General features: G+C 63.8%; 14 protein-coding genes. 6 read left to right on the plus strand and 8 right to left on the minus strand.

The window, feature by feature from the left end; all coding sequences use genetic code 11:
* Nucleotides 1-24 precede the first annotated feature (24 nt).
* Complete coding sequence (locus MMAR10_RS10350) at nucleotides 25-534, minus strand: hypothetical protein (protein WP_011643930.1); 510 nt, start codon at nucleotides 532-534, stop codon at nucleotides 25-27.
* 285 nt (nucleotides 535-819) lie between these two features.
* Between MMAR10_RS10350 and MMAR10_RS10355 the strand changes: the two genes are divergently transcribed.
* Nucleotides 820-1,317, plus strand: a complete 498-nt coding sequence (locus MMAR10_RS10355) for a paraquat-inducible protein A (RefSeq protein WP_041636930.1) — start codon at nucleotides 820-822, stop codon at nucleotides 1,315-1,317.
* Here MMAR10_RS10355 and MMAR10_RS10360 read toward each other — a convergent pair.
* Nucleotides 1,314-1,790: a MarR family winged helix-turn-helix transcriptional regulator gene (locus MMAR10_RS10360; protein WP_011643932.1), complete on the minus strand. Its 477-nt coding sequence runs from the start codon at nucleotides 1,788-1,790 to the stop codon at nucleotides 1,314-1,316. The two genes, MMAR10_RS10355 and MMAR10_RS10360, sit on opposite strands and share 4 nt — an antisense overlap.
* 84 nt (nucleotides 1,791-1,874) lie before the next feature.
* On the opposite strand from MMAR10_RS10360, the gene MMAR10_RS10365 reads away from it, so the two are divergent.
* Both MMAR10_RS10365 and maiA read left to right on the plus strand, forming a co-directional pair.
* Entirely contained in the window at nucleotides 1,875-2,519 is a 645-nt protein-coding gene (locus MMAR10_RS10365; RefSeq protein ID WP_011643933.1) for a fumarylacetoacetate hydrolase family protein, read from the plus strand.
* Nucleotides 2,520-2,522: 3 nt separating this feature from the next.
* The gene (gene maiA / locus MMAR10_RS10370) at nucleotides 2,523-3,170 is read left to right on the plus strand and encodes a maleylacetoacetate isomerase (RefSeq protein ID WP_011643934.1); all 648 of its coding nucleotides are present in this window, start codon (nucleotides 2,523-2,525) and stop codon (nucleotides 3,168-3,170) included.
* On the opposite strand, the gene MMAR10_RS10375 is transcribed toward maiA, so the two are convergent.
* Complete coding sequence (locus MMAR10_RS10375) at nucleotides 3,167-4,339, minus strand: DUF418 domain-containing protein (protein ID WP_041636931.1); 1,173 nt, start codon at nucleotides 4,337-4,339, stop codon at nucleotides 3,167-3,169. The genes maiA and MMAR10_RS10375 overlap by 4 nt on opposite strands.
* Before the next feature lie 168 nt (nucleotides 4,340-4,507).
* Between MMAR10_RS10375 and MMAR10_RS10380 the strand changes: the two genes are divergently transcribed.
* Both MMAR10_RS10380 and MMAR10_RS16270 read left to right on the plus strand, forming a co-directional pair.
* Nucleotides 4,508-4,777, plus strand: coding sequence for a hypothetical protein (locus tag MMAR10_RS10380; RefSeq protein ID WP_011643936.1), 270 nt, complete (start codon nucleotides 4,508-4,510; stop codon nucleotides 4,775-4,777).
* A 172-nt stretch (nucleotides 4,778-4,949) separates the two neighbouring features.
* A complete protein-coding gene (locus MMAR10_RS16270) occupies nucleotides 4,950-6,998 on the plus strand; it encodes a hypothetical protein (protein WP_049755713.1) in 2,049 nt (682 codons plus the stop codon).
* Nucleotides 6,999-7,029: 31 nt separating this feature from the next.
* On the opposite strand, the gene MMAR10_RS10390 is transcribed toward MMAR10_RS16270, so the two are convergent.
* The 5 genes from MMAR10_RS10390 to MMAR10_RS10410 are packed head-to-tail and all read right to left on the minus strand — an operon-like array spanning nucleotide 7,030 to nucleotide 11,716.
* Entirely contained in the window at nucleotides 7,030-7,659 is a 630-nt protein-coding gene (locus tag MMAR10_RS10390; protein ID WP_011643938.1) for an ABC-type transport auxiliary lipoprotein family protein, read from the minus strand.
* Entirely contained in the window at nucleotides 7,656-8,606 is a 951-nt protein-coding gene (locus tag MMAR10_RS10395; protein ID WP_011643939.1) for an MlaD family protein, read from the minus strand. The genes MMAR10_RS10390 and MMAR10_RS10395 overlap by 4 nt, the downstream gene beginning before the upstream one ends.
* Nucleotides 8,607-8,608: 2 nt before the next feature.
* A complete protein-coding gene (locus MMAR10_RS10400) occupies nucleotides 8,609-9,382 on the minus strand; it encodes an ABC transporter ATP-binding protein (RefSeq protein WP_011643940.1) in 774 nt (257 codons plus the stop codon).
* Nucleotides 9,379-10,524, minus strand: coding sequence for an ABC transporter permease (locus MMAR10_RS10405; protein WP_233353822.1), 1,146 nt, complete (start codon nucleotides 10,522-10,524; stop codon nucleotides 9,379-9,381). Before MMAR10_RS10405 ends, MMAR10_RS10400 begins: the two co-directional genes overlap by 4 nt.
* Nucleotides 10,525-10,543: 19 nt before the next feature.
* Nucleotides 10,544-11,716, minus strand: a complete 1,173-nt coding sequence (locus MMAR10_RS10410) for an MFS transporter (protein WP_011643942.1) — start codon at nucleotides 11,714-11,716, stop codon at nucleotides 10,544-10,546.
* A 146-nt stretch (nucleotides 11,717-11,862) separates the two neighbouring features.
* Here MMAR10_RS10410 and MMAR10_RS10415 point away from each other — a divergent pair, with 146 nt between their 5' ends.
* On the plus strand, nucleotides 11,863-13,158 hold the full coding sequence (locus tag MMAR10_RS10415; protein WP_011643943.1) for a glycosyltransferase family 4 protein: 1,296 nt from the start codon (nucleotides 11,863-11,865) through the stop codon (nucleotides 13,156-13,158).
* Nucleotide 13,159: the final 1 nt, after the last annotated feature.

The raw sequence follows: 13,159 nt of genomic DNA on the forward strand, positions 1-13,159 counted from the left end.
ACTCTCTCAAATCTCTGTTTACGCTTAGATTTCTTCGATCATCATGGCGAAGGCGGCGGCGAAGGAGACAGACGAGCTGTCGGCGGCGCCGCGATTGACCACGATCCGGACCGACGGCGCGCTCTGCACGCCCATCACGCACTGGGCGCTTTCGACGCAACCCATATCAGTGGAAACGGTCATGACGCCGGCCGAGCTGGCAGCGCCAAAAACGCCGGCATCGCCGGCGGCACCTCCAAGCAGTACAGCCGCGTCTGCACCGCTGATCGAACCGGTATCGGCCATCGGGACCAGGCGGGCATTCAGCGTGACACGGCCGGCCGAGAGGCCCCCTGCCATGGCTGATGCGAGCGCTTGAGCCTCGGCTTCGCTACCGGCGTCATAAACGATGGCAACCGTGCGGTCCGAGCCGCTGGCGCCTTCGACAAACCCGAGCGCGCGACCGATCACTTCCAGATCGCGCTGGGTTGTTTCGGCCATCGCCGGTGTTGAGATGAGAAGGCCAGCCAGAGCCGGCAGAATGAATTTGCGCATTTGGGGACACCCCGTCCTGTTCCACATTTCACCGCAGTGCGGCGTATGGGGTGGAACTAGACGACGGATATTAACCATGCACTTCTTCGGGGTAATTGGATATTACAATAGGTACAAGGGGTTACGGGGAGAATAGCAACCTTAAATCGATCACCAGGCCGGCGCACCGCTGCCCGCAGGGCCATGATTTCCAGGCAGGGCCATGCTCGGCAATGGGTATCCGGCTACCGCATATTCTGCTGTTGCCGCCGCCATTCGGCCCTTTTTGTCGGACTGAATGCGCGCATGAATTTGACAGAGACACGAAAACCGACCTCGTTGACGACCGGAATCTTGCTCATCGCCAGCGTCCTGTTCGTGCCTGGATTAACCCTGTCGGCGATTGAAACGCGGCATTTGGGCCTGTGGGGGGACGATCATTCCATCCTCGGCCTGGCCATCACGCTCGCGACAGAGGGTGATTGGCTTTTGGCCGCCACGGTCTCGCTATTCTCGATCGGCTTCCCGCTCACAAAGCTGATCTGGATGTGGCGGATCCAGGTTTTTCCGGGCGGGATGGCGACGGACAGCGGAGCCGTCCGGCGCAAAGGCTCGCTGAAATGGCTCGAACGCCTGGGAAAATGGTCCATGGCCGACGTTCTGGTCATCGCGTTGATCGTTTTCAGTCTGCGCGGAAACCTTTTGCTCGAAGCCCGACCCTTGTTCGGCGCCGGTTGTTTCGCACTGTCCACCCTCATCGCCATGTGGGCAGCCGGACGCATTGTTGCCGAGCAGGCCGACTAGGTGTCCGCGCCGTCCAGAAGCTCAGCGGCGCGCGACCGAACAGCCTCAAGCAAACGAACCAGGATTGCCACTTCCTCGGCATCCAGCCCGTCAAGGAGGTCCGCCTCCGCCCCGAGCGCAACCGGCATGATTTCCAGATACAGGGACCGGCCCGGATTCGTCAGACGGAGGTCACGTGATCTTCGGTCGCTCGCGCGCTCGGCCCGAACGACCAGTCCCCGTTCCACCAGAGCCTTGACCGCCCGGCTCACGGAAACCTTGTCCATGGCCGCGATGTCGGACAGGGATTGGGCAGTCATCGGCTCGGCCTCGCCCAATAACGCAATCACACGCCATTCCCAGACCGTCAGCCCGAAACGGGCCTGATAGGCGCGCGCGACCACGCGGCTGACCTGGTTGGACGTCACCGCCAGCCGGTAGGGCAGATAGTCGTGCAAGCTCAGGGCTGGCGGCGTGTCGGTCGGATCGGTCATGCGTCACAGGTGCCGGATGCGGGCAACAGCTGCAAGGCGTTTGTTGGCTCGACGAAGCGCCCGGCGCTCGGCTATCGATAGGGCATGAGCGATATCTTCCCCCTCCCCGCCCCGCCGCGCCTCGCCATTGACGGCGACAGCCGCACATTCCCGGTCAGCCGGATTTTCTGCATCGGGCGCAATTATGCCGACCATGCCCGGGAAATGGGGGCGACGGCCGAAGCGATCTTCTTTGCCAAACCGGCCAGCGCCATCACCAGCGCGACCACCCTGCCCTATCCAACCGAGACCAATGACCTGCATCACGAGGTCGAGCTGGTTCTGGCGCTGGGCGAAGGCGGTGCCATCATTGCGTCCGGTACCGGCGTCGACCTGACCAAGCGCGACCTGCAGTCCGACCTCAAGGCCAAGTCGGCACCGTGGGAGATTGCCAAGGGGTTCGACGCGTCGGCGCCGATGGGCGCCCTGCGCCTCGGGCCGCCGCCAGCAAACGGTTCGATCAGCCTCAGCGTCAATGGTGCCATGCGGCAGTCCGGCGAGCTGGAGCAAATGATCCTGCCTCCGCAGGAATTATTGGGCCAGCTGGGGCGTTATTTTGTGCTCAAGCCCGGTGACCTGGTTTTCACGGGAACCCCGTCGGGCGTCGGTGCACTTGAACCATGCGACACGGTTGCCGCCCGAATTGACGGCCTGCCTCCGCTGGACTTCACCCTGACCGAAAGGCGCTGATCCATGACCACGACACTCTTTGGCTACTGGCGCTCCAGCGCCGCCTACCGCCTTCGGATTGCCCTCAACCTGAAGGGCGTGGCCTACGACCAGGTCGCCGTGAACCTGAAAGAGGGCGAGCAGTCCGGAGCCGACTGGCTCGCTATCCAGCCGCAGGGCCTGGTGCCGGTTCTGGAACATGATGGTGAACGTTTGCTGCAATCGCCGGCCATTCTGGAATGGATTGACGAGACATGGCCGGAGCCGGGTTTTCTGCCACGTGACCCGGTCGAGCGGTGCCGCGTGCGCGGCTGGGCGTCGATCATTGGCTGTGACATCCACCCGCTGCAAAACCTGCGCGTCCTGAAAACCGTTGCGGGTGATCTCGGACAGGGGCCGGACGGCATGAAGGCCTGGGCCCAGCGCTGGATGCGCAGCGGCCTGGATGCGCTTGAAACCCTCGTTGAGGCCGCACCCCGCACCGGTGCCTTTCTGGGCGGTCAGGCGCCGGGCCTGGCCGACATCTATCTGGTTCCCCAGCTCTACAACGCCCGTCGCTGGGGTCTCGATGCGACCGCTTGGCCGGCCCTTGAGGCGGCCGACGCGGCCTGCCAGGCTTTGCCGGCTTTCCAGGATGCACTCCCGGAAAACCAGCCCGACGCGGACGCCTAGCCTCGGCGCAGCCGCGCGAAATGCCGGCTCGACACGCCGTCCAGCAACCATTCGACCGGACCAACCCGCAGCCAGCGGTCAATCGCCAAGACCGCACCCGCCTGGACCATGACGAGGACCAGGCCCAACGCAAACAGGCTCGCCGGAGCCAGTTGGCCATACAGGGCAAGGCCAGGAATACCGGAGAAGACCACCGTCAACACCACGATCTGGCCGACATGAAGACTGAGCCAGGTATTGCCTGCCCGGATCAGGAAGAGCTGGAACCGTTCGGCCACCCGATAGCGAACCGCCAGTACAACCAGGGCTGCATAGCCATAGGCCGACAGGAGTGCACCCGCCGCGTGCGCCGCGACACCGCCCCAGGCCTGCGACGGCGCGAACCCGGCACTCATGGCATGCACCGCGCTCCAGCCGTTGAGCGGAAGACCGATGCCGAGCGCTGCCGCGGCACTGAAAACAAGGGGCATGACAGGCCAGGCACCGCTCCAGAAACGACGTTCGACCAATTCCATTCCGAGCAGGACCAGGCCCAGCGCACCGCCACCCAGGAAGAATATTTCGACGAGATGGAATTGCAGCGCAATCGCCATATTGTCTGGCAGCCTCGCCCAGAACCCGGACTGGTGAGCCGCTTCAATGGCCGTGATACGTGCGGCATCCAGGCCGAGCAGGTCAGAAAGGGCCATGCTGTCCGGCACCAACGCCGTGATACCGGCACCGGCAAGCAGGATCAGATAGGTCCCGCCGATCAGACCCGCGAGCGTCATCCACCGGGTCGCCGGCTGCAACGCCCGCATCGGCACCGCGATCATCCCGGCCAGAGCCAGCACTGTCAGCAATTCGCCGTGCCAGAAGACGTATGCGAGCACCAGCCCGCCAAAGCCCATCCAGCCCAGCCCCCGCGCACCGTCCCCGGCCCGGCGCAAGGCCAGGCTCGATCCGAACAGGACCATCAGCAGGATATTGAAAGTCCAGGACACGAATGTCTGTCCCAGCCACCAGGCCAGCTTGTCGAGCGCTCCGGCGGCAGGCGACTGAAGGGGAAGGATGTCGGCGGCGGCCCAAACGTGGGCGAAGCCAGACAGGTTGGCCGACAACAGCCCGAAGACCGTCACGCCGAACATGATCAGGATGCCGGCCTCCTCCGCCTCATCTGGCTCGTTCATGGGTGATCCAATCGGTGTTTCAGTGGGCGTTCTGACCGGGGCGCGCCCCAATTTGGCCATCTTGTTACCAACTCTTCACGAACCTCCCATGTTTCGTGAATTACCTTCACCGTATGCAGGTCACAGGCACATGTTCAATACCAACAGGGTCCGGGACGCACACCTGACATGATCCAGTTTCTCATCTCCATCATCGAATGGTTTGCTGTCGTCGCCCTGTCCTCAATCGGCATTGAGGCAGACGCGGCCAGAGGCTGCGCGTCAAACCCGAACACCCGCCCCGCCGAATATCGTGAGGCCGTCATGGGGACCGAAGCCCCTCTTGTGAAGGCGACACAGGTCAACCTGCTCTCCGATCCTTGCCAGCAATGGCTGCCGATCAGCGCGCCCAGCGAAGTGCCGGAATTGCTCTCGCCGCCTCTCATTTACAGCAGCTGATCAACCAGCCGGCACACCTGATCACGCGACCTTTCCGCTGCAAATATTGAATTTGCATAGATTATCTGTGTGCCTGACGCGCATCTGGTCCTATTCTCTGTCATAATATCAAGCACCGACAGGCTCGTGCAGGCGGGCCCGCGCAATGCTGATCGCAGCCACCAGGCCCCAAATGACCGAGACGAACCAAGACCACACGATCGAACTGGCGGAGATGACCATGGCCGACGAGGACAAGGGCACACCGTTGACGCAAGCAGGCCCGAACGCGTTGACCGCGCCAGCCGCACCGCAGTCCGCAGACGGCGATGCCCGGCCGCGCGGCGGCAATTGGCTGGTCTGGCTGGGCAATTGTTTCGCTCTGTTCTGGGTCGGCGGTGCCAGTGCCTTTCTCTGGGGATATTTGGGCATCCAGTCTCTCGAAGCGCTGGGCCGATACGGTTTCGGTCAGCTGACCGGCCTTTCGGTATTTGCCCTCCTGCCCGCGCTGATCTTCATAATTGCCGGCATGATGGCGCGCGAAATCGTGCGCAGTTCCGCCAATACGCGCCGTGTCGAGCTGGCCATCCGCAAGCTGGCCGAGCCGGCCCAATATGCCCGGCACGAAGTCCAGACCCTGTCGGACGCGGTGTCCGGCGAGGTCGAACGCATCAACTCGGCACTGGAAAGCGCCCTGGCCCGCCTTGCCGCCATGGAAGAAGTGATCAGCCATCATGCTGAATCGCTGGAACAGTCGGCGACCGATGCCCGTGACCGCACCGAGCACCTGCTCAAGGGGCTGCGCACCGAGCGTCTGCGCCTGGGCGAGGTCTCGGAATCCCTCGACGACAAGGCAGCACTCATCGCCGCCGCCATCTCTGACCAGTCCAAGATGGTCGCCGCTGCAGCCGAACTCGCGGCCAGCCAGGCAACCGACAGCGAAAAGCGGATCCGGGCCAGCGTCCAGGACCTCAACGAGGCCGGCAGCGCTGTAACCGAGCGCAGTGATGCGGCCGCGCTGATCATTGCCGAACGGACCGGCCATCTGCGCGAACTGTCCGACGGGCTCAAGGAACGTTCGGAAAATCTCGACGCTGCCTATGTCAAACATCGCCAGCGCCTCGCTGATGCCGGTGAAGCCCTGCGCCAGGAGCAGGAAAAGATCGCTGCGGCGCTCGATTTCCACAAGGCCGAGCTTGAAGTGATGGCCTCGACGGCCCGTGACGGCGCCGATGCCCTCAATTCGGCCGCGTCCAACGGGGCCGTCGCCTTCCGCGAGGCGGTTGAATCCGCCATCGAGCGCGCCGACGGCATGGCCGGACGGGTCCGGGCCGAAACCGAAAGCGCGGCCCAGGAACACGAATCTGCCCTGGCGCGCCTGATTGCCTCCGCACATGAAGCCAAGGCCGTGTCCGACGCGGCGATCGAAGCCATTGAGGCCCAGGCCGATATTGTCGCCAGCAAGGTCGAGCAGACAAATGAGGCCGCCTATGCCGCCGCCCGTCGTTCCGACGAAGCCTTCGACCAGCGGCTGGCCGAAGCTGACAAGCTGACCAAGCGCGCCTCTGTCGCGGCCGACGAGGCTGCCGAGTCCGTTCGCAAACGCCTGGAGGCCGTCCTGGCCTCAGCGCGCTCGGAGACCCAGACGGTCGAACGTCACATCGAGACCATGACGGCACGCCTGGATGAGCTTCCCGGCGTCGCGCGTGACCGCGCCCAGGAAACCGCCGATACGCTGCGCCGGGGACTGGAAGGCCTCAACGCCGCCGCCATGGCGGCTGCCGAGGAAGCCCAGGAAATCGATGCGGCCTTCCAGGCCCGCATCCGCCAGAATTACGAATTGCTGTCTGACTTCATGCTTCGCATGGGGTCTGTCGCTGGTGGCCGCCGCGCCCCGGAGCTGGCCAGCAACGAGCTGCCGGACCCGCTTGCCGGCCGCAAGTCGCGTCGTCCCTCGGCGGCACCAACTCCCGCGACCGACACCAAAGAAGACCCGGCGGAAACCCCGGCGGATGAAGACATGAAACAGCCGCTCGGTCATTCCGAGGCGTCCACCCAGCCGCGCGCCGACAATGCCGTCGGGTTTCCGGAACGCGGCGGTCGTCGCAGCAATGCCTCCGGCGGCGAGCCGGGTTGGCGCTGGAAGGATCTGCTGTCATCCATGCCGGACGAGGACGACACACCGGCAGCAAAGCCCGGCCGTCGCGGACGCAAGGATGATGACAGCTCCGGCGAGGGCTGACCCAGCGCGTCAGAAAACCTGCCCGGCCGCCTCAGCGACCCTGTTGGGCGGTCCGGCCGGCGGTCCAGTCCGCGATCTCGCGACTGGCAGTTTGTGACGCCTGATCGAAAGCTGCCACAATGGCGCTGGTCCGGTTGGCACTGGCCCGGACTTCCGCAGTCACCACGCGGGCACCGGCGAAACGGCGCCCATGCTCGGCGACCAGGCGGACCGATATACGCACACGAACAAGTGGCGCAATGTCGGCGCCACGATCATAAACCGCCTCAAACTCCTGCATGTCGAGGCGCAGCTCGTAATCCGCCCTTATCCCGTCATCCGACCGGATCGGCGCAAGACGGCCACCATGGGCGTTGAAGGACTCAACCAACAGGCTCTGCAGCAGGCGCGGCGTCGGCGATATCCAGCGCGCTCCTTGGATATAAGCGAGACTGGAACCATCCTGCATGATGGCAATCTGGTCGCCGGACAGTCCACGCGGTGCGTTGGGCACGTCGATCTCGATGACCGTCCAGCTCTCCCCCTGCAACTCGACCGGCTCGGGTGAGGACAGGCGATAGACCGAAACCGGCTCGGACTCCGGCAAGAGCGACACACAGGCCGAGACAGACAACGCGCTCACCCCGACAAGGGCGGCACGGAGATAGCGGGACCGGCTCATTGCGGCACCTCCACGGTTTCGCGGGGCGCTCCGGCAATGAAGCCCCCGGGATTGCTTTCCACTTCGGACGTGATCCGCTCCAGAGACGCCACCACTCGACGCAAATCTGACAGGGTCCTGTTGAGGTCCTCGACGCCGCTGTCGGCCAGGCTCTCAATGGCTGGCTGCAGGGTCAGCACAATCTGGTTGGTATCCGCCGCGGCCTGGTTGACCGCCATTGCGGCCAGCGTTGTCTCATTGGTGGCCAGGGTCATTTCATTGTCGAGGAAGGCTGTCGCTGTGACGCCAAATTCCTGCAAGGACATCGCGGCAGCTGACATGTCGCTGGCGGCTGTGTCGATCCCGGCGAGCGTGTTGCGCATATCGGCAATCAAGGCCTCTTCCTCGGACAGGCGGTCCGTGATTTCGCGCAGGTTGGTCAGGGTTGCCGAAACTTCGCCGACATTCTGTTCGCTCAGCAGGGCGGTCAGGCGGAACAGGGCCGTCTGGGCAGCGTCAAGCACATCCTCGGAACCTTCAACCAGACCTTCCAGCTGGGCCCGCCGGGCAAAAATGCGGGGGACCGGCCGGTTGGCCGGGCTCTCGAGACGCTGGGCATCCGGCGTACCACCGGTGATCAGGACATAGGACAGGCCAGTCAGGCCCTGCGGCTCAAGCTGGGCTTCGCTATTGGTGCGCACCGGGGTTTGCGCCAGCACGCGTATACGGGCAATGACGCGGCTCTGATCATCCAGCTCGAGTTCGGTAACCTCGCCGACCTGGATCCCGTTGAAGCGGACTTCTCCGCTTTCCCGCAATCCACGCACCGGCCCGTCAAAGACGATGTCATAAAAGGCGTAGTCCTCGTCGAAGGAAACCTTGCCGAGCCAGAGCGCAAAGAATCCGCCCGCCGCCAGCAGCAGGACGGCAAACAGGCCGACCAGAGCATGATGGGCTTTGGTTTCCATATCTAACTCTCCTTGCCCGCCAGCGCTGCGCGCCCGCGCGGTCCGTGGAAATATTCCTGGATCCAGGGATGCGAATTGGCCAACAACTCGCTGATTGGTGCCACAGCTTCAACCCGTTTGTCGGCCAAAACAGCCACCCGGTCACAAATCGCGTACAGACTGTCGAGGTCGTGTGTGATCATGACCACAGTCAGGCCGAGCGCGTCAGACAATTCGCGGATGAGATTGTCGAAGGCCGCTGCGCCGATCGGGTCGAGGCCGGCCGTCGGTTCGTCGAGGAACAGGATTTCCGGATCCAGTGCCAGCGCCCGGGCCAGTGCCGCCCGCTTGCGCATCCCGCCGGACAGCTCCGAGGGAAAGCGGTCTGCAGCGCTGGGATCAAGCCCGGCGAGGCCGATCTTCATGCCGGCGATTTCCTCCATCAGGGGGATCGACATGTCGATATGCTCGCGCAGCGGGGCCATCACGTTTTCCAGCACCGAAAGTGACGTGAACAGGGCCCCGTTCTGGAACAACACGCCCAACCGGCTGTCAATCTGGCGCCGCTCGCGCGCCGTCATGTCAGCCAGGCGCTGCCCGTTCAGGAGGATTTCGCCGCCCTCGGGCTGTTTGAGGCCGAGAATGGTGTTCAGCAATACCGTCTTGCCGGTCCCCGAACCGCCGACAATGCCCAGTATTTCCCCACGACGGACGTCCAGATCCAGGTGCTCATGAACCACATGGCGCCCGAATGCGCTGCGCAGGTTGCGCACCGAGATGAGGATGTCGTCGGTCAAATCTCCAGCTCCAGATACATCATCGCGAACAGCGCCTCGAGCACGATGATGGCGAAGATCGACTGAACCACCGAAGCCGTCACCCGCCGTCCCAGCGACTCGACATCGCCCTGCACCTGCATGCCCTGACGGCAGCCGATAATCGCGACCACCATCCCGAATACGGGCGCCTTCGACATGCCGACCCAGAAATGGCTGATGTCGATCTCCGAATGCAGGCGCGTAAAGAACAGGGCCGGCGAAATATCCTGTGCCGTCCAGGCCACCAGCATGCCGCCAAAGATGCCGGCGACCATGGCGCCGAAAGTCAGAAGCGGCGCCATGAGCACACAGGCGACAACACGCGGTAATACCAGCGCTTCATAGGGGTCGAGGCCGAGCACACGCATGGCGTCGATTTCCTGTTGCATCTTCATCGCCCCGATCGAGGCGGTGAAGGCACTGTCGGAACGGGCCGCCAGCATGATCGCGGTAATCAAGACACCGAACTCGCGCAGGACGGCGAGGCCGACCAGGTCGACCGTAAACACGGACGCGCCGAAGCTCTGCAACAATGTGGCACCCATATAGGCAACCACAGCGCCGATGAAGAAGGTCAGGGTGGCCACAATCGGCAGCGCATTCACGCCCACCTCTTCCATGGCCCAGACCGTCGGGGTCAGACGAAAACGCCAGGGCTGGATGAAGCAACTCAAGCCGGTGGTCAGAGTTTTGCCAAAGAAGGCGAAGGTGTCGACGGCTTCCTGATAGGCGACTTCAATCCCTGCCCCTAGCCTGGCGAGCGCCTTGATAAAGCCGAAGGTCGGGACTTCGTCCGGACCGCAGACCTGGGTCCGCATCCGGACTTCCTCGATCAGACGCCTGACCGTGCGATGTTGGCCGACAAAATGGAAATCCGCATCTGGCGTGGGGCACTTGCGGGTTGCCCGGCCCAGCAAGTAGGCGCCCGCTGTATCGACACGTCCCAGATGGCTGACATCCACGACGATACTGCACGGGTCGGCGCTGGCCTCGACGGCGCGTATGGCGTTGTCGTGACGGCCGATCGTATCGATGACCCAATCACCATGGGGCTCAAGGATCGTGCGCTCGCCTTCCTCGCGCACAACCAGCTCCGCTCTCGCCGGCGATTCGTCCCGCATTCCCCTCATCGCTTCGATCCTAATCGATATTTTCCCGACGCGGGAGTAAAGAAACACGACGCAACAAGACGGCTGCAGCGAGCCCGAGCAGGCCCGGCACCATCATGAAAGCGAAGCCGCCAACGCCAAACCGGGCATAGGCATAGCCGGACAGGGTCGACACCGCTGCCAGTACAATGCCGCCCGAAAGGGCTGAATTGAGGCCTTGCGACAAGGCCGTCTGATCGTCCGGCATGTCATTGGCCGTAAAGCGCAGGAAGCCGACATAGGTCGCGGCAAAGGTCAGGGCGTGCAATGCCTGCAGGGGGAAGAGTGCCCACAAGGGCGGGGACAGGGCTGTCAGCCCCCAGCGCAGCAATGATGCCAGGCCACCGATGATCATCAGGTTTGCGGGGCTGAGCCGCCCCAGCCAACCACGACCTGACAGCCACAGAAAGGCGATCTCGAAAGCGACCGCGAAGGCCCAGAGCGTGCCGACCATGGCGCCACTGATCCCCTGAGCGGTCCAGGCATTGGCGGAAACGACATAGTAAAATCCATGGCCGGCCTGGATCAGGGCCGAGGCGGCCAGTGCCAGACCAAGCGGCCCCGCCAGCATGCGCGCCAGACGCGACCACTCGTCGGGCCGGGGAATATGGGCAGTCGGGCGGTGTCCCGGCGGCAGCCAGGCCGCCGCAAGGGCCATCAGACCGCCGGCGATAATCATCCAGGCCAGCACGCTTTCCGTGCCGAGCCGGTCGATCAGAGCGCCGGCGCTGAAATTGGCGACGATGAAAAGGGCCGAACCGAAGGCCCGCACCGGTCCGAACTCGAAAGTGTGGTCGCGCGCGGCCCGGATCGCGAAGGCGTCGGTGACGGGGATCTGGCCAAAGACCAGCGCCCCGGCCGCAAAGGACAGGACCAGCAGGATCCACGGTGTCGAGACAGGCAGATGCAAGGCGAAGACGATCACGCTGCCGATAGCGAAAGCCAGGATCGGGTCGCGGTGACGCACCGCACGATCGGCCCAGCGCGCACCGATCGGCGAGACCAGCGTTCGCCCGATCATTCCGGCCGCCAGTATCCAGCCAATCCATTCCGGCGACAGGCCGCGCCCGTCGAGCCAACGCGGAAAATAGGGCAGAAACGCCCCGAACATCAGATAGAAGGCGCCATAATAAGTCGCAAAGCGCAGGGCTGTCGGTTTGACCATCACTCAATCCTGTCGCTCCGGGCGCGTGGAAATTGCCGACCCGACGCATCTCCGCATCGCCGTAATTTCGCGACACGACCCGCTTGGCGAACAATGTTCACTTCTATAGGTTCGCCACTCAATTGCCACCGCCGGAATCACGCGTCATGGACGGACATACCCTTGTTTCCACAAGGATGGAAAAGGAGAGTGACGTTACGCCGGTGCGGCCGCTGCGCGTGCTCGTCACAGGCTATCGCTCGCACCCCCATGTCGGTGGACAGGGCGTTTATCTGCGCGAGCTCACACGGGCGCTGAAGGCTCTGGGGCATGATGTCTCGGTCGCATCCGGCCCGCCCTATCCCGAGCTGGACGATGGCATCCCCCTGCATGAACTGCCATCTCTCGACCTGTTTGCCGAGGACAATGCCTTTCTGGCCTTCCGTCCGCGTTATCTGAAATCCTGGTCGGACCTGTCGGAATGGCTGGCCCACAATTCCGGGGCCTTCGGGGAGTTGTACGCTTTCGGGCGCCGTCTCGACCGTTTCCTGACCCGGCATGAGGGCGACTTCGATGTCATCCACGACAATCAGACACTGGCGGCGCCGATGGTCCGCATCAATGCGCGCATTCCGGTGATCACCACCCTTCACCACCCCATTGCCATTGATCGCGACTATGCCATTGCTGCCGGTCGCAAATGGTGGGAGCGCCTTTTGACCCGGCGCTGGTATCGCTTCATCGGCATGCAGGCGAAGACCGCTCGCGCTCTTCCACGGCATCTTGCGGTTTCTGACGCCGCTCGCCGGACCCATGCCGAACGCTATGGCGTCGATGCGGGCCGCGTCCGGGTTGCTTTCAACGGCCTCGACCACGACACCTTCCGGCCAGACTCGTCGATACAGCGCGAAGCGGGCCTGATCGTGACCACAGCCAGTGCTGACGTTCCGATCAAAGGCCTGGACGTTCTCATCGAAGCCCTTGGCCGTGTCGCGGCAGCCAGACCCGCCGCCCGCCTGCACATCATCGGCACCCTGCGTGACGGCCCGGCCAAGCGCATGCTGGCCTCGCATGGACTGTCCGACCGGGTGACGACCTCATCTGATCTCAGCCGTGATGAAGTCGCGAACCTATACCGTCGCGCCCATATCGTTGCCTGCCCGGCTCGCTTTGAAGGCTTCGGCTTTCCCGCCGCCGAGGCCATGGCCTGCGGCGCGGCCGTGGTTGCCAGCGATGGCGGTGCCCTGCCGGAAGTGGTTGGCGATGCCGGTCTGGTCTCTCCGGCCGGAGATGCCGACGCCATGGCCGGGAATATTGCCCGCCTCCTCGATAGCCCGGACGTCGCTGCGCGGCTGGGCGAAAGGGCCGCCGAACGGGCCCGGGCCGAGTTTTGCTGGTCCAAACACGCGCTGGCCGCCTCCCACCTCTATGTCGAAGCGCTCTCGGAACAGGGCAGGACCTGAT

Origin of the sequence: Maricaulis maris MCS10 (assembly GCF_000014745.1) — a bacterium.
Lineage (GTDB): Bacteria > Pseudomonadota > Alphaproteobacteria > Caulobacterales > Maricaulaceae > Maricaulis > Maricaulis maris_A.

Bases quoted from the DNA above. Each gene is read 5' to 3' on its own strand.
- MMAR10_RS10350 (WP_011643930.1), bottom strand. From the start codon at position 534: ATGCGCAAATTCATTCTGCCGGCTCTGGCTGGCCTTCTCATCTCAACA.
- MMAR10_RS10355 (WP_041636930.1), top strand. From the start codon at position 820: ATGAATTTGACAGAGACACGAAAACCGACCTCGTTGACGACCGGAATC.
- MMAR10_RS10360 (WP_011643932.1), bottom strand. From the start codon at position 1,790: ATGACCGATCCGACCGACACGCCGCCAGCCCTGAGCTTGCACGACTAT.
- MMAR10_RS10365 (WP_011643933.1), top strand. From the start codon at position 1,875: ATGAGCGATATCTTCCCCCTCCCCGCCCCGCCGCGCCTCGCCATTGAC.
- maiA (WP_011643934.1), top strand. From the start codon at position 2,523: ATGACCACGACACTCTTTGGCTACTGGCGCTCCAGCGCCGCCTACCGC.
- MMAR10_RS10375 (WP_041636931.1), bottom strand. From the start codon at position 4,339: ATGAACGAGCCAGATGAGGCGGAGGAGGCCGGCATCCTGATCATGTTC.
- MMAR10_RS10380 (WP_011643936.1), top strand. From the start codon at position 4,508: ATGATCCAGTTTCTCATCTCCATCATCGAATGGTTTGCTGTCGTCGCC.
- MMAR10_RS16270 (WP_049755713.1), top strand. From the start codon at position 4,950: ATGACCGAGACGAACCAAGACCACACGATCGAACTGGCGGAGATGACC.
- MMAR10_RS10390 (WP_011643938.1), bottom strand. From the start codon at position 7,659: ATGAGCCGGTCCCGCTATCTCCGTGCCGCCCTTGTCGGGGTGAGCGCG.
- MMAR10_RS10395 (WP_011643939.1), bottom strand. From the start codon at position 8,606: ATGGAAACCAAAGCCCATCATGCTCTGGTCGGCCTGTTTGCCGTCCTG.
- MMAR10_RS10405 (WP_233353822.1), bottom strand. From the start codon at position 10,524: ATGCGGGACGAATCGCCGGCGAGAGCGGAGCTGGTTGTGCGCGAGGAA.
- MMAR10_RS10410 (WP_011643942.1), bottom strand. From the start codon at position 11,716: ATGGTCAAACCGACAGCCCTGCGCTTTGCGACTTATTATGGCGCCTTC.
- MMAR10_RS10415 (WP_011643943.1), top strand. From the start codon at position 11,863: ATGGACGGACATACCCTTGTTTCCACAAGGATGGAAAAGGAGAGTGAC.